Origin of the sequence: Pseudoalteromonas sp. Scap03 (assembly GCF_013393115.1) — a bacterium.
Taxonomy (GTDB): Bacteria; Pseudomonadota; Gammaproteobacteria; order Enterobacterales; family Alteromonadaceae; genus Pseudoalteromonas.
On record NZ_VDEU01000001.1, the window covers coordinates 3,313,625 to 3,339,419 of the forward strand.

General features: G+C 39.2%; 24 protein-coding genes and 1 tRNA gene. 4 read left to right on the top strand and 21 right to left on the bottom strand.

Features of this window, described 5'->3' with window-relative positions:
- The first annotated feature begins 89 nt into the window (after positions 1 to 89).
- The 3 genes from FHG08_RS15305 (at position 90) to FHG08_RS15315 (ending at position 3,387) form a co-directional block, all read left to right on the top strand.
- Positions 90 to 818: a glutathione peroxidase gene (locus FHG08_RS15305; RefSeq protein WP_008466566.1), complete on the top strand. Its 729-nt coding sequence runs from the start codon at positions 90 to 92 to the stop codon at positions 816 to 818.
- A 54-nt stretch (positions 819 to 872) separates the two neighbouring features.
- Entirely contained in the window at positions 873 to 2,321 is a 1,449-nt protein-coding gene (locus FHG08_RS15310) for a dihydrolipoyl dehydrogenase (RefSeq protein WP_178956432.1), read from the top strand.
- 133 nt (positions 2,322 to 2,454) lie between these two features.
- Positions 2,455 to 3,387, top strand: a complete 933-nt coding sequence (locus FHG08_RS15315; RefSeq protein WP_178956433.1) for an exopolyphosphatase — start codon at positions 2,455 to 2,457, stop codon at positions 3,385 to 3,387.
- Positions 3,388 to 4,178: 791 nt separating this feature from the next.
- Here the strand turns inward: FHG08_RS15315 and FHG08_RS19100 are convergent.
- The 19 genes from FHG08_RS19100 to rppH all read right to left on the bottom strand — a co-directional run bounded on the left by FHG08_RS19100 (position 4,179) and on the right by rppH (position 21,672).
- Positions 4,179 to 4,304: a hypothetical protein gene (locus FHG08_RS19100; RefSeq protein WP_256729715.1), complete on the bottom strand. Its 126-nt coding sequence runs from the start codon at positions 4,302 to 4,304 to the stop codon at positions 4,179 to 4,181.
- Positions 4,285 to 5,313, bottom strand: a complete 1,029-nt coding sequence (locus tag FHG08_RS15320; protein WP_178956434.1) for a hypothetical protein — start codon at positions 5,311 to 5,313, stop codon at positions 4,285 to 4,287. The genes FHG08_RS19100 and FHG08_RS15320 overlap by 20 nt, the downstream gene beginning before the upstream one ends.
- A 362-nt stretch (positions 5,314 to 5,675) precedes the next feature.
- Positions 5,676 to 5,750: transfer RNA gene (locus FHG08_RS15325), tRNA-Arg, on the bottom strand.
- Between the two features lie 102 nt (positions 5,751 to 5,852).
- Positions 5,853 to 6,530, bottom strand: a complete 678-nt coding sequence (locus tag FHG08_RS15330) for a FlgO family outer membrane protein (RefSeq protein ID WP_138608116.1) — start codon at positions 6,528 to 6,530, stop codon at positions 5,853 to 5,855.
- An 8-nt stretch (positions 6,531 to 6,538) separates the two neighbouring features.
- Complete coding sequence (locus FHG08_RS15335; RefSeq protein ID WP_178956435.1) at positions 6,539 to 7,216, bottom strand: FlgO family outer membrane protein; 678 nt, start codon at positions 7,214 to 7,216, stop codon at positions 6,539 to 6,541.
- 12 nt (positions 7,217 to 7,228) lie between these two features.
- Positions 7,229 to 7,822 (bottom strand): FlgO family outer membrane protein, encoded by a 594-nt coding sequence (locus tag FHG08_RS15340; RefSeq protein WP_138608118.1) that lies wholly within the window; start codon positions 7,820 to 7,822, stop codon positions 7,229 to 7,231.
- A 67-nt stretch (positions 7,823 to 7,889) separates the two neighbouring features.
- Complete coding sequence (locus FHG08_RS15345; protein WP_178956436.1) at positions 7,890 to 8,549, bottom strand: SPOR domain-containing protein; 660 nt, start codon at positions 8,547 to 8,549, stop codon at positions 7,890 to 7,892.
- An 18-nt stretch (positions 8,550 to 8,567) separates the two neighbouring features.
- Positions 8,568 to 11,528 (bottom strand): hypothetical protein, encoded by a 2,961-nt coding sequence (locus tag FHG08_RS15350; RefSeq protein ID WP_256729716.1) that lies wholly within the window; start codon positions 11,526 to 11,528, stop codon positions 8,568 to 8,570.
- A gap of 33 nt (positions 11,529 to 11,561) precedes the next feature.
- Entirely contained in the window at positions 11,562 to 12,386 is an 825-nt protein-coding gene (locus tag FHG08_RS15355; protein WP_178956438.1) for a molecular chaperone, read from the bottom strand.
- Between the two features lie 21 nt (positions 12,387 to 12,407).
- Positions 12,408 to 12,857: a DUF4402 domain-containing protein gene (locus FHG08_RS15360; RefSeq protein WP_178956439.1), complete on the bottom strand. Its 450-nt coding sequence runs from the start codon at positions 12,855 to 12,857 to the stop codon at positions 12,408 to 12,410.
- 39 nt (positions 12,858 to 12,896) lie between these two features.
- Positions 12,897 to 13,487, bottom strand: coding sequence for a DUF4402 domain-containing protein (locus FHG08_RS15365; protein WP_138608128.1), 591 nt, complete (start codon positions 13,485 to 13,487; stop codon positions 12,897 to 12,899).
- A 137-nt stretch (positions 13,488 to 13,624) separates the two neighbouring features.
- Positions 13,625 to 14,221, bottom strand: coding sequence for an SPOR domain-containing protein (locus FHG08_RS19185; RefSeq protein ID WP_178956440.1), 597 nt, complete (start codon positions 14,219 to 14,221; stop codon positions 13,625 to 13,627).
- 65 nt (positions 14,222 to 14,286) lie between these two features.
- Positions 14,287 to 15,138 carry an SPOR domain-containing protein gene (locus FHG08_RS15375; RefSeq protein WP_178956441.1) on the bottom strand — a complete coding sequence of 284 codons (852 nt, stop codon included), beginning with the start codon at positions 15,136 to 15,138 and terminating at the stop codon, positions 14,287 to 14,289.
- 275 nt (positions 15,139 to 15,413) lie between these two features.
- Positions 15,414 to 16,292 carry a UTP--glucose-1-phosphate uridylyltransferase GalU gene (gene galU, locus FHG08_RS15380; RefSeq protein WP_138608132.1) on the bottom strand — a complete coding sequence of 293 codons (879 nt, stop codon included), beginning with the start codon at positions 16,290 to 16,292 and terminating at the stop codon, positions 15,414 to 15,416.
- Between the two features lie 17 nt (positions 16,293 to 16,309).
- Positions 16,310 to 17,161: a thymidylate synthase gene (locus FHG08_RS15385; protein WP_178956442.1), complete on the bottom strand. Its 852-nt coding sequence runs from the start codon at positions 17,159 to 17,161 to the stop codon at positions 16,310 to 16,312.
- 13 nt (positions 17,162 to 17,174) lie between these two features.
- Positions 17,175 to 17,978, bottom strand: a complete 804-nt coding sequence (gene lgt / locus FHG08_RS15390) for a prolipoprotein diacylglyceryl transferase (RefSeq protein ID WP_055013228.1) — start codon at positions 17,976 to 17,978, stop codon at positions 17,175 to 17,177.
- 12 nt (positions 17,979 to 17,990) lie between these two features.
- Complete coding sequence (locus FHG08_RS15395; protein ID WP_138608136.1) at positions 17,991 to 18,800, bottom strand: sulfite exporter TauE/SafE family protein; 810 nt, start codon at positions 18,798 to 18,800, stop codon at positions 17,991 to 17,993.
- Between the two features lie 65 nt (positions 18,801 to 18,865).
- The gene (ptsP, locus tag FHG08_RS15400; protein ID WP_178956443.1) at positions 18,866 to 21,130 is read right to left on the bottom strand and encodes a phosphoenolpyruvate--protein phosphotransferase; all 2,265 of its coding nucleotides are present in this window, start codon (positions 21,128 to 21,130) and stop codon (positions 18,866 to 18,868) included.
- A 23-nt stretch (positions 21,131 to 21,153) separates the two neighbouring features.
- Positions 21,154 to 21,672, bottom strand: coding sequence for an RNA pyrophosphohydrolase (gene rppH / locus FHG08_RS15405; protein WP_008111786.1), 519 nt, complete (start codon positions 21,670 to 21,672; stop codon positions 21,154 to 21,156).
- 528 nt (positions 21,673 to 22,200) lie between these two features.
- Between rppH and mutH the strand changes: the two genes are divergently transcribed.
- On the top strand, positions 22,201 to 22,872 hold the full coding sequence (mutH, locus tag FHG08_RS15410; protein WP_138608140.1) for a DNA mismatch repair endonuclease MutH: 672 nt from the start codon (positions 22,201 to 22,203) through the stop codon (positions 22,870 to 22,872).
- Between the two features lie 238 nt (positions 22,873 to 23,110).
- Here mutH and eno read toward each other — a convergent pair whose 3' ends face one another.
- Together eno and pyrG are read right to left on the bottom strand one after the other, a co-directional pair.
- On the bottom strand, positions 23,111 to 24,409 hold the full coding sequence (eno, locus tag FHG08_RS15415) for a phosphopyruvate hydratase (RefSeq protein WP_178956444.1): 1,299 nt from the start codon (positions 24,407 to 24,409) through the stop codon (positions 23,111 to 23,113).
- Positions 24,410 to 24,509: 100 nt separating this feature from the next.
- On the bottom strand, positions 24,510 to 25,795 hold a 1,286-nt coding region (pyrG, locus tag FHG08_RS15420; RefSeq protein WP_178983208.1), incomplete at its 5' end, for a glutamine hydrolyzing CTP synthase.

The window sequence follows — 25,795 nt, forward strand, 5'->3', positions numbered from 1 at the left end:
TGCCTATCAGTTTAATACAAACAAACGATTGGAACTATATTTAATTGTTCGCCATAATGGCTATCAACAAATCAAGAGGAACTAAAAACATGTTAAACAATATTGAAGGTCAAACAATCCCTAACGTTACATTTGCAACGCGTCAAAACGACGAATGGAAATCAGTAACTACTGATGACATTTTTAAAGGCAAAACAGTCGTTGTGTTTTCACTACCTGGTGCATTTACACCAACGTGTTCATCAACTCACCTACCACGCTACAACGAGTTAGCTGGTGTACTTAAACAAAATGGCGTTGACGACATTGTTTGTGTATCAGTAAACGATACCTTTGTAATGAACGCATGGGCTGAACATCAAGAAGCGCAAAACATTACCTTACTACCAGATGGTAACGGCGAATTTACTGACGGCATGGGTATGCTAGTTGATAAAAACGATTTAGGTTTTGGTAAGCGCAGCTGGAGATATTCTATGCTGGTTAAAGATGGCGTAGTAGAGAAAATGTTCATCGAGCCAGATTTACCAGGCGACCCGTTTGAAGTATCAGACGCTGACACTATGCTTGATTACATCAACCCAACTCAAGTAAAACCAGAGGCGGTTACTCTATTTACTAAGCCTGGTTGTCCTTTCTGTAAAAAAGCAAAAGAGCTACTTACAGCTAAAGGCTTTGCTTTTGAAGAAATTGTAATGGGTGCTGGCGCATCACTTACCAGCCTTAAAGCAGTATCAGGCCGTGAAACCGTACCACAAGTATTTATTGGCGGTAAGCACATTGGTGGCTCAGACGACCTAGAAAAATACTTTGCTTAATTAAGTAAATAAAACAGGGGCTGCAACGCCCCTGTTTATTAAAGGAAAAACACTATGAAAGAATTGCAAACCGACGTTGTTGTTATAGGTGCAGGTACCGCTGGTTTAAGTGCCTACCGTAATGCAAAACAATTTACTCAAAACGTACTTATGATTGAATCAGGCCCATACGGTACAACCTGCGCACGTGTTGGTTGCATGCCAAGTAAGTTATTGATTGCTGCAGCAGAAGCCGCGCACTCAATAGAAATGGCACCTGCCTTTGGAGTTCACAGCTCAAAACCGGTAATTGACGGTAAAGCCGTTATGGCACGAGTAAAAAGTGAGCGCGATCGCTTTGCAGGATTCGTAGTAGAAGCGGTAGATGAAATACCTAGCGAAAATAAAATTCGTGGCTATGCACAATTTTTAGACGCCAACCGCGTGAAAATAGATGAGCACACCATAATCACTGCTAAACGCTTTGTAATAGCAACAGGTTCACGCCCATCTTACCCTGGCGTATTTAATAACTTTGGCGACCGACTGATTATTAATGACGATGTATTCGACTGGGATGATTTACCAGAATCAGTAGCCGTATTTGGCCCAGGCGTTATAGGCCTTGAAATTGGCCAAGCGTTGCACCGATTAGGGGTAAAGGTAAAACTCTTTGGTGTAGGTGGTGCCATAGGCCCACTAACCGACCCAGTAGTTAAAGATTACGCTAACACCGTATTTGCAGAAGAATTTTATGTTGATACCGACTCAAACGTTTCAGATATGAAACAGGTAGGTAATAAAGCAGAGCTAACCTATACCGACAAACAAGATGTTAAACATACCGAGCAGTTTGACTATGTTCTGGCTGCAACAGGGCGAGTACCTAACACCGATAAACTAGGGTTAGAAAACACCGGCATAGAGCTTGATGAGCGTGGCGTACCACTCGCTGATGCCCACACTATGCAATGTGGCAACTCTCACATATTTATTGCTGGCGATGCCAGTAACATGATCCCACTGCTTCACGAAGCATCCGATCAAGGAACAATCGCAGGGCAAAACGCAGGCCGCTACCCTCATGTACGTGCGGGTTTACGCCGCGCTAAAATTGCCGCTGTGTTTAGCGACCCACAAATAGCCATGGTTGGTGAAAGCTTTAAAGAAATTAGCGAACGATTAGGCAGCTGTGAGTGCTTTGAAATAGGCGAAGTCAGCTTTGAAAACCAAGGCCGTAGCCGCGTTATGCTAAAAAACAAAGGCCACATGCGTGTGTATGCCGAGCACGGCACCGGCTTATTTTTAGGTGCGGAATTTATAGGCCCACAAGCAGAGCACATAGCACACTTACTTGCATGGGCTGTACAAAACAAAATGACTGTACCACAAATGCTTGATATGCCTTTTTATCACCCTGTTATTGAAGAAGGCCTACGCACTGCACTACGTGATTTAAACGCTAAATTAAAATTTGGCCCAGACATTATTAACCATTGTATGGAATGTGGCCCAGGCGCATAACACATCACTAATACACACTTGCTACTCAAAGCCAAAACCATTGTTTTGGCTTTTTTTATGTTAAAAACTGGTATATAAAATGGAGTTTAAACTGCTACACTCAGATTAATAAACAAACAAAAATGGACCGAAAATGAGCAATAATAAATATAGACTTGTCACTCGAAGCGATTTTGACGGCCTAGTGTGTGCCGTATTACTTAAAGATTTAGATTTAATCGACGATATTTTATTTGTGCATCCAAAAGACATGCAAGACGGTAAAATAGCCATTACCAGCAACGACATTACCACTAACCTCCCCTATGTTGCCGGTTGTCATATTGCATTTGATCACCACTTAAGTGAAACCGTTCGTAACGAAAGCGATATAAAAAACCATATTATTGACCCAGATGCGCCCTCTGCAGCACGCGTTGTTTATGACTATTATGGTGGCGCAGAGAAATTCCCTAATATTTCAACTGACATGATGGAAGCGGTTGATAAAGGGGATTCGGCACAATTTACAAAAGACGAAATTTTAAACCCAACAGACTGGGTACTGATGAACTTTATTATGGATGCGCGCACAGGACTTGGCCGTTTTCGTGAATTCAAAATTTCTAATTACCAGTTAATGATGAAGTTAATTGACGCCTGTAAAGATCACAGCATAGAACAAATACTAGCAATGGAAGATGTTGCCGAGCGTGTTGCGTTATACCACGAGCACAACGCACAAGCTAAAGAGCAAATAGACCGCTGCTCATCAGTACACGACAACTTAGTGGTACTCAATTTAACCGAAGAAGAAACCATTTACGCTACTAACCGCTTCGTTATTTACGCCATGTTCCCCGAATGTAATATCTCAATACATAAAATGTGGGGGCTTAAAAAGCAAAACGTGGTGTACGCCATTGGTAAATCAATCACCAACCGCAGCTCCAATACTAATGTTGGCGAGTTATGCCTTAAATACGGTGGCGGCGGCCATCTAAATGCTGGTACTTGCCAAGTAGAAACAAACAAAGCTGAGCAGGTACTGAGCGAGCTTATCGCTACAATTACTAGTGATGGTTAAGAACTAGCTATCAGCTATCAGCTATCAGCTATCAGCTATCAGCTATCAGCTATCAGCTATCAGCTATCAAAATAATAAAGCGAGTAAATTTATGTTACTCGCTTTATTATTTGTAATTAGAAAAGATTTTATAAATGAGAAGAAACGGGCAAGTGCTTACAAAACTATTACGATGGTGAACTCATACTTAAAGTAAAAGGATTGTGGTTCGCTGGTAAAGCTATAATCACAAGGCACTATTCATGGAAGGTAGAAAAGGCATAACCTAAAGCTAGAACGAGTTAGCTAAAGCTATCATCAATAAATAAAACTGTAGTTAAATACAACATTTCAAATAGCTAAAGATCTTAATTTAGCTTTAGCTCATATCCAATAAAGTCTCAAAGCCAAGAACAACCTTTAGTTCACTATTTGCCAGAATGGCAAAAAAGGTCTTACTTGGAGTTCTGTAAATAACTGTACTAAGTAATATAAAAATGCGGTTACTTCATTGTCAGCTTAGAGCTGTAAAGTGATATTCTATAAATTCATTTTTTAAATAATATAAATTAAATAGAAAGAGAATAAAGACAGAGTAATGCAGAGGTAGTTTGACGCAGTGCGCGTGGGTTAATAAGTTTTGTTCAACTTGAGTACTAAAGCGTAGACTAAAGAGCACATATTACGTGCAGTTTAAATACAAAAAATCTATTCTCTAGACCTAGACACATATAAGAATAATTTTTCGATATTTAAAAACAAAAAACTGACATAAGAGTCAGTTTTTTTAAGATAAATATAAAGCTATTAATTTATTGTGGGTTCAGGATCGCTTTTTTTGCTTTACCAGCTTTAATCGCAATATTACAAGCTTTTGATAGCTTACGCATAGCTTCAACTTTACGTTGATTAGTCACTTCATTTCTTTTTGAACGCATAATCTACTCCGTCATTACCAAAACCACACCATGGCTCATATTCTAGTCGATCAACATACCGATTTGCAAGCAAATTGTAAAATGAGACAAGTCTTTTGTCTGCGGCTGACGCAGTGTAAGCTGTAGCCCCGTTATCTATAGAATGAGATAATATTAACCCTGAAATAACCCTACCTAGCAAGTTTAGTTGCTTTCTTGTAGCAGGTTCCTTTGGTCGCTCAAATGGAGTTTCATTTTCAATATTAGATTTAAGATCAAACTTAATCTCATAGCAATTTTCGTCGAGTTCCATCCCTATTAATGATTCAGTTTCTTCAAGTCTTTCTGCACTAAAATCGCTTTCAGTCGAGGGAAGTATATATACTATGTACTCATCACCCATGATATTACATTCGAGCTGGCTTACAGTATAGCCTAAATCAACTTCGATGAACTCAACCTGTGGCAAATTATTATGATCTAGAGCTCTAAAAGTATCTACAACATCACCTAGAACCGTGTCAGTACTTGTTTCATTATTGGGCATCACATTGTAGTTTAAAAACCTTGCTCCACTTGCAAGTACATTGTCTTCGATAGCAGCTAATGGAAAACCTGTATTACTGACACCCAACACAATTAAAATATCATTTTGTTCCCATTTTAATTCAAAAAGATCTATGCTTGGAATATCTTTAAAACTAACAATACTATTTGGTTCAGCTATAGAGCCGTGTATATGTATAGCACTTCCACCTGACTTTTCGATTAAATCATCAATATTAAGTGTGTAGTGTTTAAACTCTACACCAATAGAATCACAGTATGTCTCAAGGTACTTACATTCAAAGTGAGCTTGATTTGGCATAAATGTCGCGTATCTGTAGCCAATAGCCTCAATTAACTTCAATAATTCAGATTCATCAGCTACTTGAAACTGTTTATACTCAGGAGTTTCTTTGATGTTTTCATATAAAGGTAAACCCGAAGGAACAGAAAGTCCTGCACCTGATAAGATAACTACTTTCATAATTTGAATACACTATTGTTCATTCGAATTACCAATCCTCGGTTATTATGCTCATATCCATTAAAAAAATACCATAACGGACAATTATGCATCAAAGGCTTATAAATTCCAATAAACTAAATAAGACTATAAGCCTTCAAGTAGAAAAAACTATTAACTTTACATCTGTGCAGATGAGCTCAACCAGCTACTTTTGCATTTATTAGATGCTTATAAATTAAATCACGATACAAAATTATCGGGGGTATTAAGAAGGTATAAATAGCCTCTCTAAAATTATAATAATTCAATTTAGATTGCTATAAATGCGCTATAAAAAATAAACTTCACAACAGGAGGTGCTCGTAACCCATTGATTTTATTGGTAGCCCCTGCAGGAATCGAACCTGCAACTGCCCCTTAGGAGGGGGCCGCTATATCCATTTAACTAAGAGGCCACATCGAGCTTACAGCTTACAGCTTACAGCTTACAGCTTACAGCTTACAGCTTACAAAAATTATAACGGTATCTGGTTTTTTATATCAAGTATCAAAGTAAGTTAATTGCTTGATAAATATATATCTTCTTTATTTAATACGTAAAGCGGTATAAATGTTCGACTGCTGGCGGCAAGGCGCTTATTTTCAATATTTATTACGCGAGCGTTAATAACAACCCCATCTGCACGGTAAATTAATGTACCCGATAAAACATGGCTGGCTATATTCGTACCTGCAAGCTTGCGAGTGTTGCGGGTGAATGCAAAGTCGCCTTGTTCATTAACGGTAATTAAATTGGCTGTTTTAAAATCAACCGCGCTATAACCAAACTTTTGTAGCTGGTGTATAAAGGTTTCTGATAACTGATTACCTAACTGGCTTGCTGTAGTTAAACTTGCGTCTAAATCAACGAACGACGTGACTGCAATCGCTGCATCTTGCGGGGCTACTTGCATGGTGTCGGTTAAATCAAGTGCCATTTGCTCTACGTAGTTAACTAAGCTTTTATGGTGCTTGTTTGGGTTAAACTGCGTTGTATCGGCGTATTGTTCTTGCTCGTCATTTTGCTGCATTTGCGCCATGATCTGGTTAAAATCAAGATTGCTTACCACTGTTTGCTCTGGCTCAGATTTGGCGGGCTCGGTCGCGGTCGACTCGCCCATTAAATTACAGCCTGAAAGTAATAGTGATAATGCACTTATACCAATTAAAGCAGAGCGCTTAACTAAGTTAACCATGGTAAACCTCACTTACTCGCTTGTTTAAGCATAATGCCATCAGCACTGTTACTGCTATTTAGCGCATCAATAACTGATTGCGGAATAAAGCCCTGTACAGAGCCTACAACCGCTTTACTCGCTAAACCAACAATTCGTGCATTTACTAATATGCCGCCTTGGTGATTTACTAGCGTACCCGCTAATACGTAACTAAAGTTTTGTTCTTGGTTAAGCTCTAAGTAGTCGCGGCTAAAAACAAAATCGCCACCAGGGGTTACACGCATATAATCGGTGGTTTTAAAATCAATGACCGGCACACCAAAATTATGCAGTTCGTGCATAAAGCTCTCTGCTATTTGGTTACCTACTAAGTCAGCATTGTTGTAGTCACGGTCTAAAAAAACAAAGCTTGATACTGCCAATGGCGTTTTAGTATTTACGTACTGTAAGTTTTCAGCCATATCTTGCATGATGCCACGCACATAGTGATTAATATTTTTACGGGTTGGCGTATTTACTTGTTTGTTTTTATTCATCACTGCGGCTTTATTTTGATAAAGCGAATCTGTATTTGTTGGTGCAGCTACAGGGCGTTGCTCAAAAAACATAGGCGCATCGTCGGTAATTTGCGTGTCACTATGGTTTGTCATTTGTGAACAACCAAAGCCCAGTGGCAAACATAAAGTTAATAGTAGGCGTTTCATGTGTGCTCCTAATTAATATTCACTGCGGTAAATATAGTCACCGCGCTGCTGTATTTTTTCATTACTCCACATCACATTGATGGGAATTTCAGTACTTGCGGCAGATACAATCTGATTAGTTTGCATATTTACCATGCGAGCATTAACAATATAAGCATGTTCTTGACGGGTTAAAGTACCAGTGATCACAAAGTCAATAATCTGACGCTGCTTTAAGTTACTCGTGCTGCGGCTTAACACTGAATCAGCGCTCGCTGATAAGTTAAGCTGGTTTTCAAGCCGATATTCAACCGTGTTGTACCCTAACTGAGTAAATTGGGTTATTAAGCTTTCTTGAACTTGCTGACTAAGCCCTGAACCCTGCCCTTGAGCAATTTGTGAATCCAAAGCATTGGCTAAATAAAAGCTGCTGACCGCGATTGAAGCGGTGCTTTTAAAAGGCTCTTTGATATGGCTAAGCTGGGCGCTCAAGCTATTTACGTACTGGTTAAGCGTATAAGGTGCCATGACCGCTTTAGGCGCATCAGTGCTTATACTCGGCTTTGGCTGGGGTGTTAAGCTACAGCCCGCTAAATTTAATAATAGTAAGGGTAACAAAAGGCGCATAGTTGCCATCCTCTAAAAACATAATAGTTACAAAGCAATTATTATGCCTAATACCCTAGATGCATATTTATTTTAATGGCTGTTGGGTGTAATGGCTCACAATGCAATTGATTTGGCGCTGTTTAAGTTTATCGCAATCGGCAGCCGCATTCGCTTGATTTTGATAAGCCCCAAGCTTTAAACGGTAGTAAGTCATGCCACTCACGTTAATAGTTTCTACATTCGCCACGAATTCGCCCTGAAATAACGAAGATGCGCTGGCTTTTATTTGATTTAAACTTTGGCTAAGTCGCTCTTTGTCGGTAACGGCTGCAACTTGCAAGGCAAATAAGGCTTTAACGGCTTGTTTTTCGTCAGCTGTATTCGTTGCTACTTTAGCTTTTTTTGCAACTTTTGTTGGTGCTACCGTTTCAGCCGAAGCTTTAGCTGTTGATACTGCAGGCGTATTTGTTGATGCAGAGCTTTGTTTTGCCACTGCATTTAATTGGCTTATTAATAACTTTAAGTCTTGTTCAATCACTAATAAACGTTCAACACCTGCTTTGGCTGCTTGCCACTGCTGAGACGATGCTTTTAGCTGCGCCAACTCTGCCTCAGAAAGATTGGCACTCGCTTGCATTGGCTGAGGAGATTCTGCAGTTTTGGTGGTACTGCATCCTGATATAAAAAGAGCAGCAATACAGGCAATTAGTATTGAGTAGCGTTTATATAAATTAGCATATTGCATGGTTAAACCTTATTGTTATTAGTGGCTAATAAGTTGCGCTTGGACTTGGCAGTTCAAGCCTTTTACTTTTAATTCTGCACATACTTGTTCAAGCTCCCCTTGCGCAGACTCGGCATAAGCGACGGCTAAAATATACCGTTTTTGTTTTTCGTCTTTAATATAAAAAGCATCACGCTTTGATTGCTCATTTAAATGACGTTTAATTAATTGATAATACGCTTTCATAATTGGCAATGATGAAAACCCACCCGCATTAGCAATATACGCTGGAGTTTGTGTTTTTTCTTTAAGCTCAAAGTCAACGCCCATTACTACTTCACCTTGCGCTGGTAACTTAACCACCACCTGTTGCGTATCTTTTAAAGACTTACGTTGCTTAAATTCATCATCTATAACCGCTTTATATTCGCCAGGGCGTAAATCGGTAAACAAATAATAACCATCATAAGCAGCCTGCGTTTGTGCCACTTGCTTGCCTTGTTTGTCGAGTAATTTTACGGTAGCAAAAGGCTGTACTTCAGTGCTGCCTTGCTCATCTTGTTTGTAAACAGTTCCCTCTAATTCACTGCTGTTATTAAGCGAGATCTCCATATATTCAACAAAACCGGCACGAGGTGTAATTGAAAAGCCATCGTTGGCGGCAACTAAAAAAGGCTCACTAATACTACCTGGCTCTATCACTATGTCGGTGGTTCTATTTGCTGGCATTCCTTTAAGTATTGCTAAACCATTTTCGTTGGTTACAGCTCGGCGATAGTTTTGAACTCCTTTTACCTTAACGCCTTCAATTCCCTTTTCTCCGTCATCTTGAATATTGTTATTATTTGAATCAAGAAAGACTCTAACCATTAAAGTGCCAGAGTTTGCGAGGCTTCTTTTACTTAAAAAGTACTCGTCAGTGTTCGCATCAAAACCAATACTAAAGCGACTAAATAAACCTAGCCGCCAATTATCATCATCGTCGTAACTCATTGTGCTATTTAAGCTAAAACTATCGCTTTGCCAATTTAGACCCAGTTCCATAGAAACTAAATCATTTATACGGGAGTTTCTTAGTGTGAATTCAGATTGTAAATTCTGAGATAAACTACGGCTTAATTCTGCTTGGTAACCCAGTATAGTCGAACCGGAGTCTGCGCTATAGTCAACACTAAAACGAGTGTATGTTTTACCAAATCGATGTTGAAGACGCATGCTGCCAAGTGTTGTTGCATCATCTAAAGAATCAAATTTTCGCCAAATTAAGTTGTTACTAACAACGGTGCCACCTAAATTATACGATAAGGTATTATCAACACTTAGATATGAGTCGCTAAATTCTCTGCTGTTATATGCGAGCGTATTTTGATAGCTTAAGCTTCCAAACGATTTATCAAACAACTTTCCTGCCGTATATAATTGATAACTTTCAACTTTCGCTGTCTGCGAATCATCAGTTATCTTTTCATTGTTTTGAGACAGGCTTAACCGTACCGATTGACCAATTAACTCACCTCTAGCAGCTACCTCTAGCTTATCTTCATCGTTATTATTTTTTTCATAATCTAGATTAAGTAATACTTTATCAAATATACTTAGGTTCGAACCAAAAGCATAATTGTTAACATTATCACTCGAATTACTATTTAATATTGATGTACCAGCATAAACCGATAAATAATCAGTTATTCCCGTTTCATAACGGCCTGCTAGCTGCCAACCTTTACCTTGTGTCGAATAAAGTGACTGATTGAATAACTGTTCACCTTGCTCAGTAATTGACAACTCATAAAACGATTCATCTGCTGATAAACTATTACCATCTATAAAGTATTGCTCTGTTTTTCGCTCTACTTGCCCTTGTGGACCATAAAAAATCAGCTCAAAATTATTAGCGCCAAACAATAAATCAATATCTTCAAATAAATAACGCCCATCAGCTAAACTAAACTGCTGCGCTAGCAGTACATCATTACGGTATAACTCAACATCCCACCCTGGTTGAATAGCACCCGTTAAATTAATTTGATTACTATTAACCTGTTTAAAAAGTGGTTTGTTATCAACTTTTATTCCTCTGGCGTAACTACTATTAAATTGTTTACCGATTTGAGTTGCTAATACATCTCCAAATTGAACAGTTGTCGCATTTAAGGGACCTAATAACCGTGCATCTTTACTTTGACGGCTAAATGATAATCTTGAATCTGATAGTAAATCTTGTTTTCGCCCTGCAAAAAAATACTGAGCATTAAAATAGGCTAAGTCATTTGACCCTAATACAGAGTACCCTATCGCTGAATCCCTATTACTCTTGGTTGCACTAAGCTGCACATCAGCAAGAGGAGATGAAATTGCACTGTATGGACTGGCCTTCCAAGGTAATATTGCTTGACGTGACTCTCTATTAGTTACAGTTTCTCGCTGCTCTCTTTCGCGTTTTAATTCTATAGGCAATTTGGTGGGGGAGCTTACATTTAGCTCAAGTGCTGAATATTCAATATCAATATCTAACGAAAACCACTGCGCTAGCAAGTTACTATCAACAAACATATCGCCGTTATCAGCATAAGCTTGTTGGCTGTTAAATGAATATCTAGCGCCGTTAATTTGTACTGTATTTGTATTTAGGTCTAGATAAAACTGATTATCTTCACGAATAAACCAGCCTTGAGCAATAAGGTCATCGCTATTTATATCGATAGCAAAATCCAGGCTTTCTGAAAAACTTAATAAATCTATTAATACACCGGTTTTACTTTTCACCCCGAGCATTTCACCCAGGTAATTTTTTTTCACGAACGATGAAAAAAATAATAACTCCCCTTCGGGGATGCCCTCACCTTGCTGCACATTAAGCTCAGGCTCTGTTCTTTCATTTACAGCTTGATCAGTGTTGTATTGCTGCCATTTTTTATCTATTTTTTTTATGCTAGCAAGAATGGCCTGAGTGTCAGGCTCTGCTGCTAATAAGGGGTCAATTGATAAAAAAATGATCAACAACCACTTTAAACGCTTAAAGTAATACATCGCCTATTTCAAATTACCGATAATTGCATTATTAATTGGCGCAAGCTTTTCACTAAAAATAGTATCGCGATATTCTTTAAGCCCTGTATAAATTACGCGAATTTCGCCATCTTTCGGGATGTTTTGATCTACAAAAATTGGTATCGTCGCCGTTGTTGTTTTTAGCTCAGGGTAAATACTAAAATCGTTTAACATGGCGATCTTTTTCTCTGTATCCATTCCTTTTTGCTTAAAGAAAACTTCTAACTTGCCAAAAGAGCTAAAGCCCCCTTCTCGCTTAATTTCAATCTCAAGCGCTTTTTTTTCTGGGCTGTGTATAAGCTGTAAATTGCTAATATTAACATTAGGTATTTCAGCGCCTTTACGCAAAATAACAGGGATAGTGTAACTTAATAGTAATTTCAAATTAATACCAAGTCTCTGTTGCTGGATTTGAGTTTCATTAGGGAGTGCTTTAAATGCTAGGTGAGATCGGTATTCCTGTTCTAGTAAACCTTTTGGCTTTCGAATAGCAAGCTTAACAATCTGCCTTTCTCCTGGCGCTAATCTAACTTGCGATGGGCTAATCCTAACCATATTTTTAAGTGAAGCTGAACTTTCTTGATCAGCCGCTAAATTAGCATACCCTCCGCCAGCTAGTGCAACTTTGTCTTGCCACTCCAATCTATAAGTTTTTGCTTCATTAGAGTTATTAACAACAATGACTTTAGCAACACGCTGACGCTCATCAAAATTTACTCTTGTTGGGGAAATAAGTAAGTTTGCATAAGAATGGAAGCTAGTTAAGATAAAGCTTACTAAGATAAAAAAAGTTTTTATTATTGTCATTTTATCAACATCTCTAGTTGTCTAATAATTTAGCGTCACTTCAATTGTAGTATCAAAGATACCATCTTTATAAGTATTTCCGTCACCTGAGGTACTTAATTGCCCTCCTACTCTCAATAAAGCAGTTCCTGTGGTATCGGTTGTAATGGTCGCATTATAAATGAGTTGATTTAAAATCAGTGGCGCGCCACCAAAAATGTTATTTAGGGGCTGATCACTTACAAAGTCACTCACGTTTACCTGGATACGTGCAGGATATCCTTCAAGCAACAATTCGGCTGCATGGCCTTTTTCAAGTAAATATATCTTATTGGTTAAAGTATTTGTGTTACTGGGCAACAAGGTCATAGAGCTAACACTTTGGTTATCACTGATAACAATTTTACCAAAATCCAATTGCTCAAGCGGTGTAACTTGTGCGTATAAATCAGTAGTTAAAAAAGCTGCTAGTATGAGTAAAATTAATTTCATAAAGTAGCCTGCTTTATACAATAAAGCAGGCTTTGCCCATTAGTAATTTAATTCTAATGTAAACGTGCCACTGTATGATCCATCGATATAATCACTAGTTGCAGTAACCGCTGTTGTGGTTAATGTTGCACCAAAATTAAAAGTTGCTTCGCCAGCTGAATCGACCTGAATAGTCGTTGTAGCTGCACTGTTAGGCGTCGCACCAGTTAACACATAATACGTTGGAGTGCCCAAAGTAAATGCAGCAGTGCCCGCAGGTGCTGTATCAGGCGCAATCGCAGTTTCAGTCGGATTTGTAATGGTCAATGTACCAAAAGGAGACACACCTGAAATTGAGAATGAGGCTGGTGTACCTGCTACTAAAATTGCAATTTCAGCTGCGGTTGCATCTGTAGAAGCCGTTGTAGGAGCAGTAGCAGGGTTTGCGGCTAATACTAATGTTGCAGTCTCCGTCCCAGTTAAATCACCTGAAGCCCTGATTGTACCAAAATCTAGTGGTGCATCATTCGTAAAGGTGAATGCGTTTTGAACTGTAACACCCGCTTGAAAAGAAGCAGTTTCTGCAGCCGCACCGAAAGAAAGAACAGTCATTGATGCAGCTAACGCTGCTTTAGTAAATATTTTGTTCATAGTTTTCCCTTAGACATAAAGTATAAACCTGTTAGTCAGGTTATGTTAAGTATCGGCCAAAATCACTAAAAAGTTAGAAAATATTTACTTTATTTTGATTTATAATAACAGGATGAAAAAATAAGCCTAAAAAAACCTTAAACATCCTCTGAAAATGTCGCTAAGGTACACTTATTACCTATTTTGTAAAAAAACAAACACAATTGCGCTGCTTGCTGTTGACTTTTTAGCGGGCCTGCTACAACACTATAAAGCGTAGTTGATTCTTTTTGTTGCTCATTGATACGGTATTGCAAAATACTGCTCAATTGGGGATATTGCTCTTTTAGTCGCTCCACTTGTCTTTTGGCTCCATTAGAAACTAAATAACGTCCAATTTGAACACCGTACATTGCTTTGTTTGTACTGATAGTGTTATCGGTTAAGGCAGTTTCTGAGGAGAGTTGTAAAGATTGCTTAGAGCCATATTCAACACGTTTTACCTTCTCTTTCAATGGCTCAGGTACAGTATCAATATCTGTTTGTGCAGAAAGAGCTTGAATCAGTAATGATAAGTCCTCTTCCATGGTGCTTAAACGCGCTATCTGCTCTTTGTTGTTATCCCATTGCTCTAAGTAAGGTTTTATATCTTTTTCACGCACAAGCTTGTCGCTTTGTGAGTCGGCGGGCATTAGCTGGTTGCTACAACCAGCTAATGCAAATGGTATTAGTAATATTATTAAACGAAGTTTCACTTTAAAGCACCTATTACAAAAAACGAGCTCTAGCTATTATGCAATAAAAGCGCCAAATAAATAATTTATAATCTAATTGGTTTGTCAGTGTAGTTACTCACAAAGCAATCAACTTTATAGAATTTAAATACCTCACAATCATCCTCAGCACTTTTAAAGTTAAAATACTCACCTAATTTTAATCGATAATAGGTTTTGTTATTAACTTTTGCTTTTTCAATGTTTGTCGTGATTTTATCCTTAAACAAAGGCGCTGCTTTTTTGTTAATGTGCTTCCACTCTTTAGCAACACTTTCTTCTGAATCAAGGGACGCTACCTGTAAGGCAAATACTTTTTTGTTTTTATCTACCATTGCCACTTTTGTTGCCATCGATATTTTAGAGGCAATCTTTTTGTTCACCCTAGAACTAATCGCTTTCACTGGCGAGCGAGCAGTTCGTTTACTGTAGCTTTTTGAAGGAGCTGTAATTATTTTTGTAGGAACACTAGCATAGCGGCTGCTATATCGCTGATTTTTTAGAGCGTCCCTACCAGTCGGTTTTACATAACGGTTACTATATCTTTGTCTCGGTCGTTCAACGTTATCTGACGTGCTTGCGTAGTTATTACCATGCCTGAGGTCTGGCGAGGTATTAGCATTAATTGATGAGCGAGCATAGCGATTGCTAACAGCTTGGTTAGATTTCGCTATTGCTTTACTGTTAATAATATCTAAATTATCAACTAAATATGTAAGCTCACGTTCTAACTTTAATAGTCTCTCTATACCAGAACGTGCTTTTTGCCATTGCAAAGCGGCATCTTTTAGCTGTGCAAGTTCAACTGCGGTGATAGTTACATATTCGGGTGAATCTTTAACCCTTTCATTTAATGAGGTTTTATCATGCGATATCGTACAGCCACTCCCTATTAACATAAGTAAAGCTATAACTAAATATCGGTGATACTTTATGCTGTATTCACACATTGATTGTTTCTCTTTCAACAGTTTCGACCGCTAAGTTGAGCCAATTTGCGATTGGCTTAATAAAGCACGTTAACTACAAAACAACTTTAGTTAACATAAAGATTACATTACAAACTCAAATCTGTCTGTATAACTGCAAAAATAGTTATAATTAAATGTCTGTAAAAGCGATTTTACAATCAAAAAAAGCGCCATGTAGGCGCTTTGAATAATGATAAGTTTATTTAAATTAATGTTTTAATAAAGGTTTTAAGCTCATCAGCAAATTCATCACGGCGCAAAGCAAATTCTATCGTCGCCTTCAAATAACCAACTTTACTACCACAGTCATGGCTTCGGCCTTTAATAGCATAAGCGTCTACTTTTTCATCTTGCATAAGCATCGCAATTGCATCAGTCAGCTGAATCTCATCACCTGCACCTTGTGGTGTTTTAGCTAATAATGGCCAAATATTTTTGCTCAACACGTAACGACCAACCACAGCAAGGTTTGAAGGTGCCTCGTCAACAGGTGGTTTTTCTACCATGCTCTTAATGGGTGAGCTCTCACCTTGGTTTAACTCAACATCACCTAAATCAACAACACCAAATTTATCTACTTGATCTTTAGGTACTGGTTCAACCATAATTTGGCTGTGTTTACTTTGCTCAAAACGAGTGATCATTTCCGCTAAATTATCTTTTGTTAAATCACTTTCCACTTCATCGATAATAACGTCGGGTAAAATAACTACAAAAGGTTCATCCCCTATAATAGGGGCAGCACAGTTAATAGCGTGGCCTAACCCTTTCGCCTCACCTTGACGCACATGAATAATCGTCACGTCCTTAGGGCAAATAGACTGTATTTCGGCAAGTAATTGCCGCTTTACACGCTTCTCTAACGTTGCCTCAAGCTCAAAGCTAGTATCGAAGTGGTTTTCAATTGAATTTTTACTCGAATGCGTTACTAACACTATCTCTTTAATGCCAGCGGCAACGGCTTCGCTAACAACGTATTGAATAAGTGGACGGTCTACAACTGGCAGCATTTCTTTTGGAATTGCTTTAGTGGCCGGCAACATTCGTGTTCCAAGGCCCGCTACAGGGATCACTGCTTTCATTATGCTCTCCTTATTTTTTAAACTGAAAATGGGTACTGAATCGCTTCATGGCATTGATAGCCAACCACCTCAAAGTCATCACGTGTTACCCATGTTTCAATGTCTTCGAGTGACTTAATCTCTGGGTTGATTTTTAATTGGGGAGAAGCAAATGGCTCACGCTTTAATTGCACATCTCGCATTAAATCGAGCTGATTTTCATAAATATGGGCATTGGTGATTTTATGGTATGCCTTACCCGCTTTAAGGCCGGTAATTTGCGCAACTAATGCAAGTAATACAAAACATTGAATTTGGTTAAAATTAAGTCCTAGCGGAACATCACAACTGCGTTGATATGAGGTTAAATACAGAGTATCACCTAATAACGAAAAGGTATGTGTATGCATGCATGGGCGCAAGCAACCAAGTTCAAACTCACCGGGGTTATAAAATGTAATAATTTCGCCGCGATCATCTATGCCATTTTTTAAATTATTGATGACCTTTGCCAGTTGATCCAGTGTTGAACCATCAGGGCGTTGCCAGCCACGACCTTGAACGCCGTAAACGCGCCCCATATCGTCCTCACCTTTACGGTTAGGGTTATTGAGCCAAGCATTATTTTCATTGGCATTAGCATCCCATGTTTTACAGCCTATATTACGAAACTGCTCAGCACTGTCGTACCCTCTTAAATACCCTAACAACTCAGCAATAGCCGCTTTGTAATAGCTCTTTCGAGTAGTGATCATAGGAAACTGATTATTCGCCACATCGTATTCTAAATCAGCGTTTATAACCGTTAAACAACGTGTACCGGTGCGTTTATTTTCAACCCACTGTCCTTGGTCAACAATACGCTGACATAATTCTAAATATTGTTTCATCTAACTTCTTCTTTTAAACTTTTGCCGCTGTTTGCGATTGTGGTTGTTTATAGGCCCAAATAAGTAAGCCTAACCCGCCAATGATCATAGGTAACGATAGGATTTGCCCCATTGAAATGAAGTCGGCAAATAACCCCAGTTGTGCATCTGGTTGGCGAAAATACTCAATACCAAACCTAAATACGCCGTAACCTAGTAAAAACAAACCCGACACACTTCCCGCAGGACGAGGACGCTTTATAAACCACAATAATATGACAAACAATACCAGCCCTTCAAAAAAAGCTTCATAAAGTTGTGATGGGTGGCGTGCAAGCGGGCCTCCAGTTGGAAACACCATTGCCCAAGGAACATCGGTAGTACGGCCCCATAATTCGCCGTTAATAAAGTTACCTATACGCCCAGCAAGTAAACCAACAGGCACTAAAGGTGCTACAAAATCACCAACTTGCAATAACGACTTTTTACGCTTGTAAGCAAAAATAGCAATCGCAGTGATCACCCCAAGTGTGCCGCCATGAAACGACATGCCACCTTGATCGATTCTAAATAAATACAAGGGGTTTTCAATGAAGTAACTAAATTGATAAAACAGAACATATCCAACACGCCCACCTAATATAACGCCCAGCATGCCGTAAAAGAGTAAATCACTGACTTCGTCTTTAGTCCAACCCGACCCTGGTTTCTTCGCTTGACGATTAGCAAACCACATCGCAAACGCAAAACCAATTAAGTACATTAACCCATACCAACGAACGCTAAGTGGTCCAACAGAAAATATTATTGGATCAATTTGAGGAAACTCCAGTGCCATAAAAATAAACCTTTAGCTAAAAACCATTTTAATAGCGATGAAAACCAGTAACATCGCGAAAACTTTCTTAATTGTATTCACAGGTAAGTAATGTGTTGCCTTAGCCCCTATAGGCGCTATAAACCATGAGGTAATAACAATCCCAAATAAAGCGGGTAAATATACAAACCCCATAAAACCATGCGTTAAGTCCGTTACATACCAACCAGCGCTGATGTAACCGATAGAGCCAAAAAAGGCAATTACAATACCACATGCAGCAGCGCAACCAATTGCCTTTTTAATATCAACCGAAAAATAATGCAACATAGGCACAAGTAATGCACCGCCACCAATGCCAATTAACCCAGACAGTGAGCCCATTACCGCACTAATACCTCCCAGTACGGGGCCTGCAGGTAAAGGGTGTTCTGCGTTCACTTTATTTCGAGCAGAAAGTACCATTCTCATCGCAATAAAAACCACACTGACCGCAAACACCGTTCTTAACATTTTCTCAGGGATAAAGCTGGCAGCAAAGCCACTAATTAATGCGCCAACGGCCACGCCCGACATAACCCAAGGTGCAATTTCCCAAGGCACATTATCATTTTTATGATGAGCTAACGCTGAAGAAGTGGAAGTAAATAAAATAGAGGCTAACGATGTTGCAATAGCGATAACTAACACATGATCGGCAGCGGCCACGTCAAAACTAAGTAACAAACTACTTAGCACTGGCACAATAATTAAACCACCGCCTATGCCTAGTAGCCCTGCTAAAAAACCAACAATGCAACCTAACAGCGCACAACTTGCAACTAGAAGTCCTAGTTCATACATAGTTATCTCTAATACATTTAATTATATGTATATTTTAATTGATTATATAAACAATTACAGCTCTATCATTTAGGTGTATAAAATAAATCACCTAGCTGATGCTCTATCATAAAATTACGGGTTAACCGTAGTACTTGTTTAGCGTTAGGCTGTGCCAAACAATCGCTCAGTAACTGTTCCATGTCGCTTACATTTAAGCGTCTTAGCACCCACTTCACTTTGTTTAGCGACGATAAGTTCATGCTTAAACGTCTATACCCCATAGCAATCAGTAATATTGCGCCCTCGGGGTCGCCGCCGAGCTCACCACATAGACTAAAGGGCAATTCATAATGCTCACACTCGCTGGCAATATTATTTAATACACGCAATACCGCGGGGTGATAAGGGTTAAATAAATCGGCTACACGGGCATTTGCCCTATCTACGGCTAATAAATACTGAGTTAAGTCGTTACTACCTACTGAGCAAAAATCGACTTTTTTAGACCACTCTGGCAGCATAAATACACTTGAAGGTACCTCAAGCATGATGCCAATATCAGGCTTTTCTATAAGTTGCTCAGGAAATGCTTCACTTAACTCATAATAAGCTTGTTTAAATAGTGCCAGTGACTCTTCAACCTCATCAGTACCACTGATCATCGGCAGCATTATTTTTAAATTACCTAAGCCAATATTGGCTTTTAACATCGCTTTGAGCTGATCTAAAAAAAGCTCGGGATGGTCAAGGCTAATTCTAATACCACGCCATCCTAAAAATGGGTTTTCTTCAGTGATATTAAAATAATCTAAAACTTTGTCGCCACCAATATCTAACGTTCGCATAACAACGGGGTTAGGGTAATAGCTACTAAGTACTTCTCGATACCAGTTTTCTTGTTCTTGCTGCGAAGGAAACTGTCCCTTTTGCATAAACCATGCTTCGGTTCTGTAAAGACCAACACCATCACAAATATGGGCGCTATTTTGTTGAGTATTAAGCTCAAGCCCTGCATTAAGTAACAAACTAATATGCTCACCGTCTAACGTGATTGAAGGCAATGCTTGTTCTTCTAAAAAACGATTATTGAGTAAGTTATCTTGATGTTGTAATTCTGTATACTCATCAATAAGCATTTGCGAAGGCGAAATATATAAACGCCCAGCAAAAGCATCTAAAATCATTTCTTTGCTATCAAACTGCAATAGCGGTAAATCTTCGATACCCCAAATCGCCGGCACGCCCATAGCGCGGGTTAAAATAGAGGCATGGCTGTTGGCTGAACCATTAATGCTCACAACCCCAGCCAAACGCTCATTGGGTACCTCAGCTAACATAGCTGGTGTTAATGTATGCGCTATTAAAATGGTGTTTTCAGGGTAGTCTTTTATTGCATGCTCGGTATTCACTAAATGATGCAGCACCCGTAAACCAATGTCTTTAACATCAACCGCACGCTCTTTAATATAAGGGTCTTGCATTTCGTTAAACTGCGCAACTAAACGTTCAATCACAATTTTTAATGCACTTTTAGCACACCACCCTTCTTGTAATTGAGCCTCTACATTATGACCTAAACTTTTAGCATCTAATAATTGCTGATACACATCAAATACAGCCAACGCCTCTTGCGGTATGCTGTCGCTCAATGTCATCGATAAGGTGCTAAATTCTTTGCGCGTTGCAGCAACCGCTTGTGTAAATAAACGACGCTGTTCAATAACATCGTTATTCTTAGTAAGTTCTATAGACTTAAAATTAAGTTTAGGAATAACAACAAAAGCTTTACCAATACTTATACCTGGCGCGCTAGAAACCCCTTTTAATACTGATGTTTGATGGGATGACTCATCTTGGCGTAATACTTCTTTTATTTCGGCGTGGGCTAATTGCGAAGCTAACTGCGCAGAAAGCGTAATTAAAAACGACTCCTCATCTTGAGAAAATACCCGCGCCATTTTCTGTTGAACAACAATAACACCTAACACTTTTTTTTGATGAACAACAGGCACGGACAAAAAGGCGTTATAGCCTTCTTCATTAACTTCTGGGGAGAGCTTAAAGCGAGGATGCGACTTGGCAAAGGCAATATTAATTGCTTCTTCACGCTGGGCAACAAGCCCTACTAAACCTTCGGTAAAGCCAATTCTAAACTTGCCTACCGCATCAGGATTTAACCCTGATGAGGCCATTAGTACAAAGTTATCTTGGCTATAATCGGCAAAATAAATGGAGCAGCACTGGGTATTCATGGCATCTTTTACCATTTTCACAAAGCACACTAACGCATCGTCTAAATTCGCTTGTTGCGAAACAGACTCAGCTATCGTTCTGAGTGTTGCCAGCATACACTGCTCCTTTTTATGAAAAACTACCTTTTATTCCGCCAGTGATCTTTTTGTTGCTCTCGCTTATTAAAAGGCATAGCAAAAGGAGCAAACTCTTTCATAACACGTCGATAAACGTCCCGTTTAAACGACACAACCTGTCTAACCGGATACCAATAACTTACCCATCGCCAATCATCAAATTCCGGATGATGAGTTTTCAGTAAGTTAACATCTTCATCTTTACAGCGCAGTTTTAGTAAAAACCATTTTTGTTTTTGCCCAATACACACCGGACTTGAATCTCGGCGGATTAATCGTTTGGGTAATTTATAGCGTAACCAATGTTTTGAGCTTGCAACTATTTCTACATCTTCTGGTCGCAAACCTACTTCTTCGTGTAATTCACGGTACATAGTTTGTTCTGGTGTTTCACCATCATCAACACCACCTTGGGGAAATTGCCAAGAATGTTGACCATAGCGTCTGGCCCAAAACACTTGCCCCTGATTATTGCAAATTACAATTCCGACATTGGCACGAAAACCTTCGGCATCAATCACCTTAGTGCCTCATTTGTAAGTCGATTTTTTATGATTGTTCCACATTAGCTGCAATACGGCAAATACTATTACGTGCAAGCCTCGTTAACACCTTCGCTTAAGGCAAATTAATGGCGAAATCCATTGCATGTGAATAACAAACAACACAGCCATACGTAAATACATAAAAACCACACTGTTTGTGCTGGTTACTCACAGCTTGTGCATAACTTTTGTAAAACACGCTCATTTAGCAAACAAATCCACAATACAAGATCAAAAAAGTGATGTTCTCCACAGAATCTGTGGATAAACATGTTTATACATCTGTATTTATCCTTACAACAATTATAGACCTTAATTAAAACTGAACACCAAAAACAAAAAAAACAATGTAGTTCAGTTACTTAGTTAATTTTAGCGTTTTAAAGCAGTGCATAAAATTGCACCAATCACAGCACGTATAAAAATCAACCAACCGCTAAAGATATCCACTATCAAGCTAATTTGCTATCATGGCGTTGGTATTTATTCAACTAAATTAACAGTATGCAACCTTTAAAACCTCACTCAATTAATCAACTAATGCAACGTGTCAATAATATTGCAGGGCTCACACTTGGACAACTAGCACAGCAGTACCATTTTAAAACGCCAGATGATTTATTGCGTGAAAAAGGCTGGACAGGTCAACTGATTGAGTATGTATTAGGCGCAACCGCTGGTTCAAAACCGCTCCCCGACTTTGAAGATTTAGGCATAGAGCTTAAAACACTGCCCATTTCATATAAAGGCAAACCATTAGAAACCACCTTTGTGTCGGTAACCCCGTTAATAAATGTAACCGGTACGACCTGGCACTCAAGTAATGTTCGAAAAAAGTTGAATCATGTTTTATGGCTACCTATTTTAGGCGAGCGCGATATAGCACCGTTTGATAGAACCATTGGCAGTGGCTTTTTATGGCAACCTTCCCCCGCGCAAGATGCACAATTGCAGCGAGACTGGGAAGAACAAATGGAGCTTATAGCCCTTGGTAGAGTTGATGAAATTTCAGGTCATTTAGGGGATGTAATGCAAATACGCCCAAAAGCAGCGAATAGCCATATTGTTACCGATGCCATAGGCCCAAATGGGAAAATAATTAAAACCTTGCCTCGTGGTTTTTACTTAAAAACCAGTTTTACCGGCGAGATTTTAAAGCAGCAATTTCAGCTTTAATTGATAAAAAGTAATTTGCGTAGAGCTCGGCTAGTTGCTTACTAATGCCTGCCGCCTAATGTCTACTTTCCTATTTTTTTAACCCAGACATTCGCACTGCTTGCAGACCTGCAAACTTAACGCCAGTAGTCCGTTCTCTTTGCCTCTTTTTTGCTATTTTTTACAAAAAATCCCCGCATGGGCGGGGATTTATAAATCAAAGTTGAACATTTACCTTAACCGGAGTTAAAAATAAATATTACTGACCTTTAACTTCTTTTAAACCATTGTACGGTGCTTTAGCGCCTAATTGCTCTTCAATACGTAGCAATTGGTTGTACTTAGCAACACGATCTGAACGGCTTAATGAACCCGTTTTAATTTGACCTGCAGCAGTACCTACCGCTAAATCAGCAATAGTTGCATCTTCAGTTTCACCAGAGCGGTGAGAAATAACCACTGTAAAACCTGCATCTTTTGCCATTTTGATTGCTGCTAACGTCTCTGTTAGTGAACCAATTTGGTTAAATTTAATTAAGATTGAATTGGCAATACCGTTATCAATACCGCGTTTTAAAATCTTAGTATTGGTTACGAATAAGTCATCACCCACTAATTGAACTTTATCGCCCATTAGTTTAGTTTGGTGTGCAAAGCCATCCCAATCAGACTCATCTAAGCCATCTTCGATTGATACAATTGGGTATTGCTCAGTTAAATCTTTTAAGAAGTGGTTAAACTCTTCAGATGTAAATTGCTTACCTTCACCTTTAAGGTCATAGATATTTGCTTCTTTGTTATAAAACTCAGAGGCCGCACAATCAAGTGCAAGGGTAATATCTTTACCAAGCTCATAACCGGCATTTGCAACTGCTACTTTAATGGCTGCAAGCGCTGCTTCGTTTGATGCAAGGTTTGGTGCAAAACCACCTTCGTCACCTACAGCTGTTGAATGTCCATCTGCTTTAAGTACCTTAGCTAGGCTATGAAATACTTCAGCACCCATACGCAATGCTTCACGGAAGTTAGTTGCACCCACTGGCTGAACCATAAATTCTTGAATATCTACTGAGTTATCAGCATGCTCACCGCCGTTGATGATGTTCATCATTGGTAATGGCATAGAGTAAACACCTGGCGTACCATTTATGTCCGCAATGTGCTCGTAAAGCTCTACTTTTTTAGATTGTGCTGCCGCTTTAGCGTTGGCAAGTGAAACCGCTAAAATAGCATTAGCACCTAGTTTTTCTTTGTTTTCAGTACCATCTAAATCAAGCATTACTTGGTCTACATCACTTTGAGCAAGTGCATTTTGACCTTTTAGTGCTTCTGCAATTTCGTTATTAATAAAGCCAACCGCTTTTAATACGCCTTTACCTAAGTAACGCGCCTTGTCACCATCACGTAATTCTAATGCTTCGCGAGTTCCTGTAGATGCGCCTGAAGGTGCAGCAGCACGGCCCCACGAACCATCAGCTAAATATACTTCAGCTTCAACAGTTGGGTTACCACGCGAGTCCATAATTTCACGACCGATTACTTTTACGATTTCTGACATCTTGATTCCTCTATATTCCCAAAATGGTGAGTGCGGCTAACCTGAGTTTGGCTAGCCTTAGAAACAAAAAAGGCCGCGCATCATGCACAGCCTTTTTATATTACGAAGACGCTTTTTGGTAGGTATGAGCCGCAGCTACAAACCCTTCAAATAGCGGGTGACCATCACGTGGTGTTGAAGTGAATTCCGGGTGGAATTGCGCTGCAATAAACCAAGGGTGATCTTTATTCTCAATAATCTCTACTAGTTTTTTATCTTCAGATAAACCTGTAAAGCTCAAACCAGCTTGCTCAAGCTGTGCTACAAAGTTGTTGTTAACTTCATAACGGTGACGATGACGTTCAACAATCTCGTCGCTGCCATACACGCCATGCACCTTAGAGCCTGGTGTTAAATGACATTTTTGTGCGCCTAAACGCATAGTGCCACCTAAATCAGACTTTTCGTCACGTAGTTCAACATTACCTTCAGCATCTAACCACTCGGTAATTAAACCAACCACTGGTGACTCTGAATTTGCGTTAAATTCAGTTGAGTTTGCATCAACTAAACCAGCAACATTTCGTGCGTATTCAATAAGCGCAACCTGCATACCTAAACAAATACCTAGGTAAGGCACTTTGTTTTCACGGGCATATTTAGCCGCTAAGATCTTACCTTCAACACCACGACCACCAAAACCGCCCGGTACTAAAATAGCATCTAAACGAGAAAGTACATCCGTTCCTTTGGTTTCTATGTCTTGTGAATCAACGTATTGGATATTAATAGTTAAACGATTCTTCAGTCCCGCATGCTTTAATGCTTCGTTTACTGATTTGTATGCATCTGGTAATTCAATGTATTTACCTACCATACCAATTGTCACTTCACCCGTTGGGTTAGACTCTTGGTATAATACTTGTTCCCACTCAGCTAAATCCGCTTCAGGCGCGTCTAAATGAAAACGACGACATACAAAGTTATCTAACTCTTGCGATTTTAATAACGCAGGGATTTTATAAATACTATCTACATCGGGTAATGAAATAACTGCTTTTTCTTCAACGTTTGTGAACAGTGCAATTTTTGCACGCTCGTTATTTGGCAGCTTACGGTCTGAGCGACAAATAAGAATATCTGGTTGAATGCCTACCGAGCGTAACTCTTTAACTGAGTGTTGAGTTGGTTTTGTTTTCACTTCACCGGCAGGGCCTAAGAATGGCACTAGCGTTAAGTGAATGAAAAGTGCGCGTTCACGACCAATTTCTGTACCCATTTGACGAATTGCTTCGATAAATGGTTGTGATTCAATATCGCCTACCGTACCACCAATTTCAACGATTGCTATATCATGGCCTTCTGCGCCATCATAAACACGTTGCTTAATGTCATTGGTAATATGAG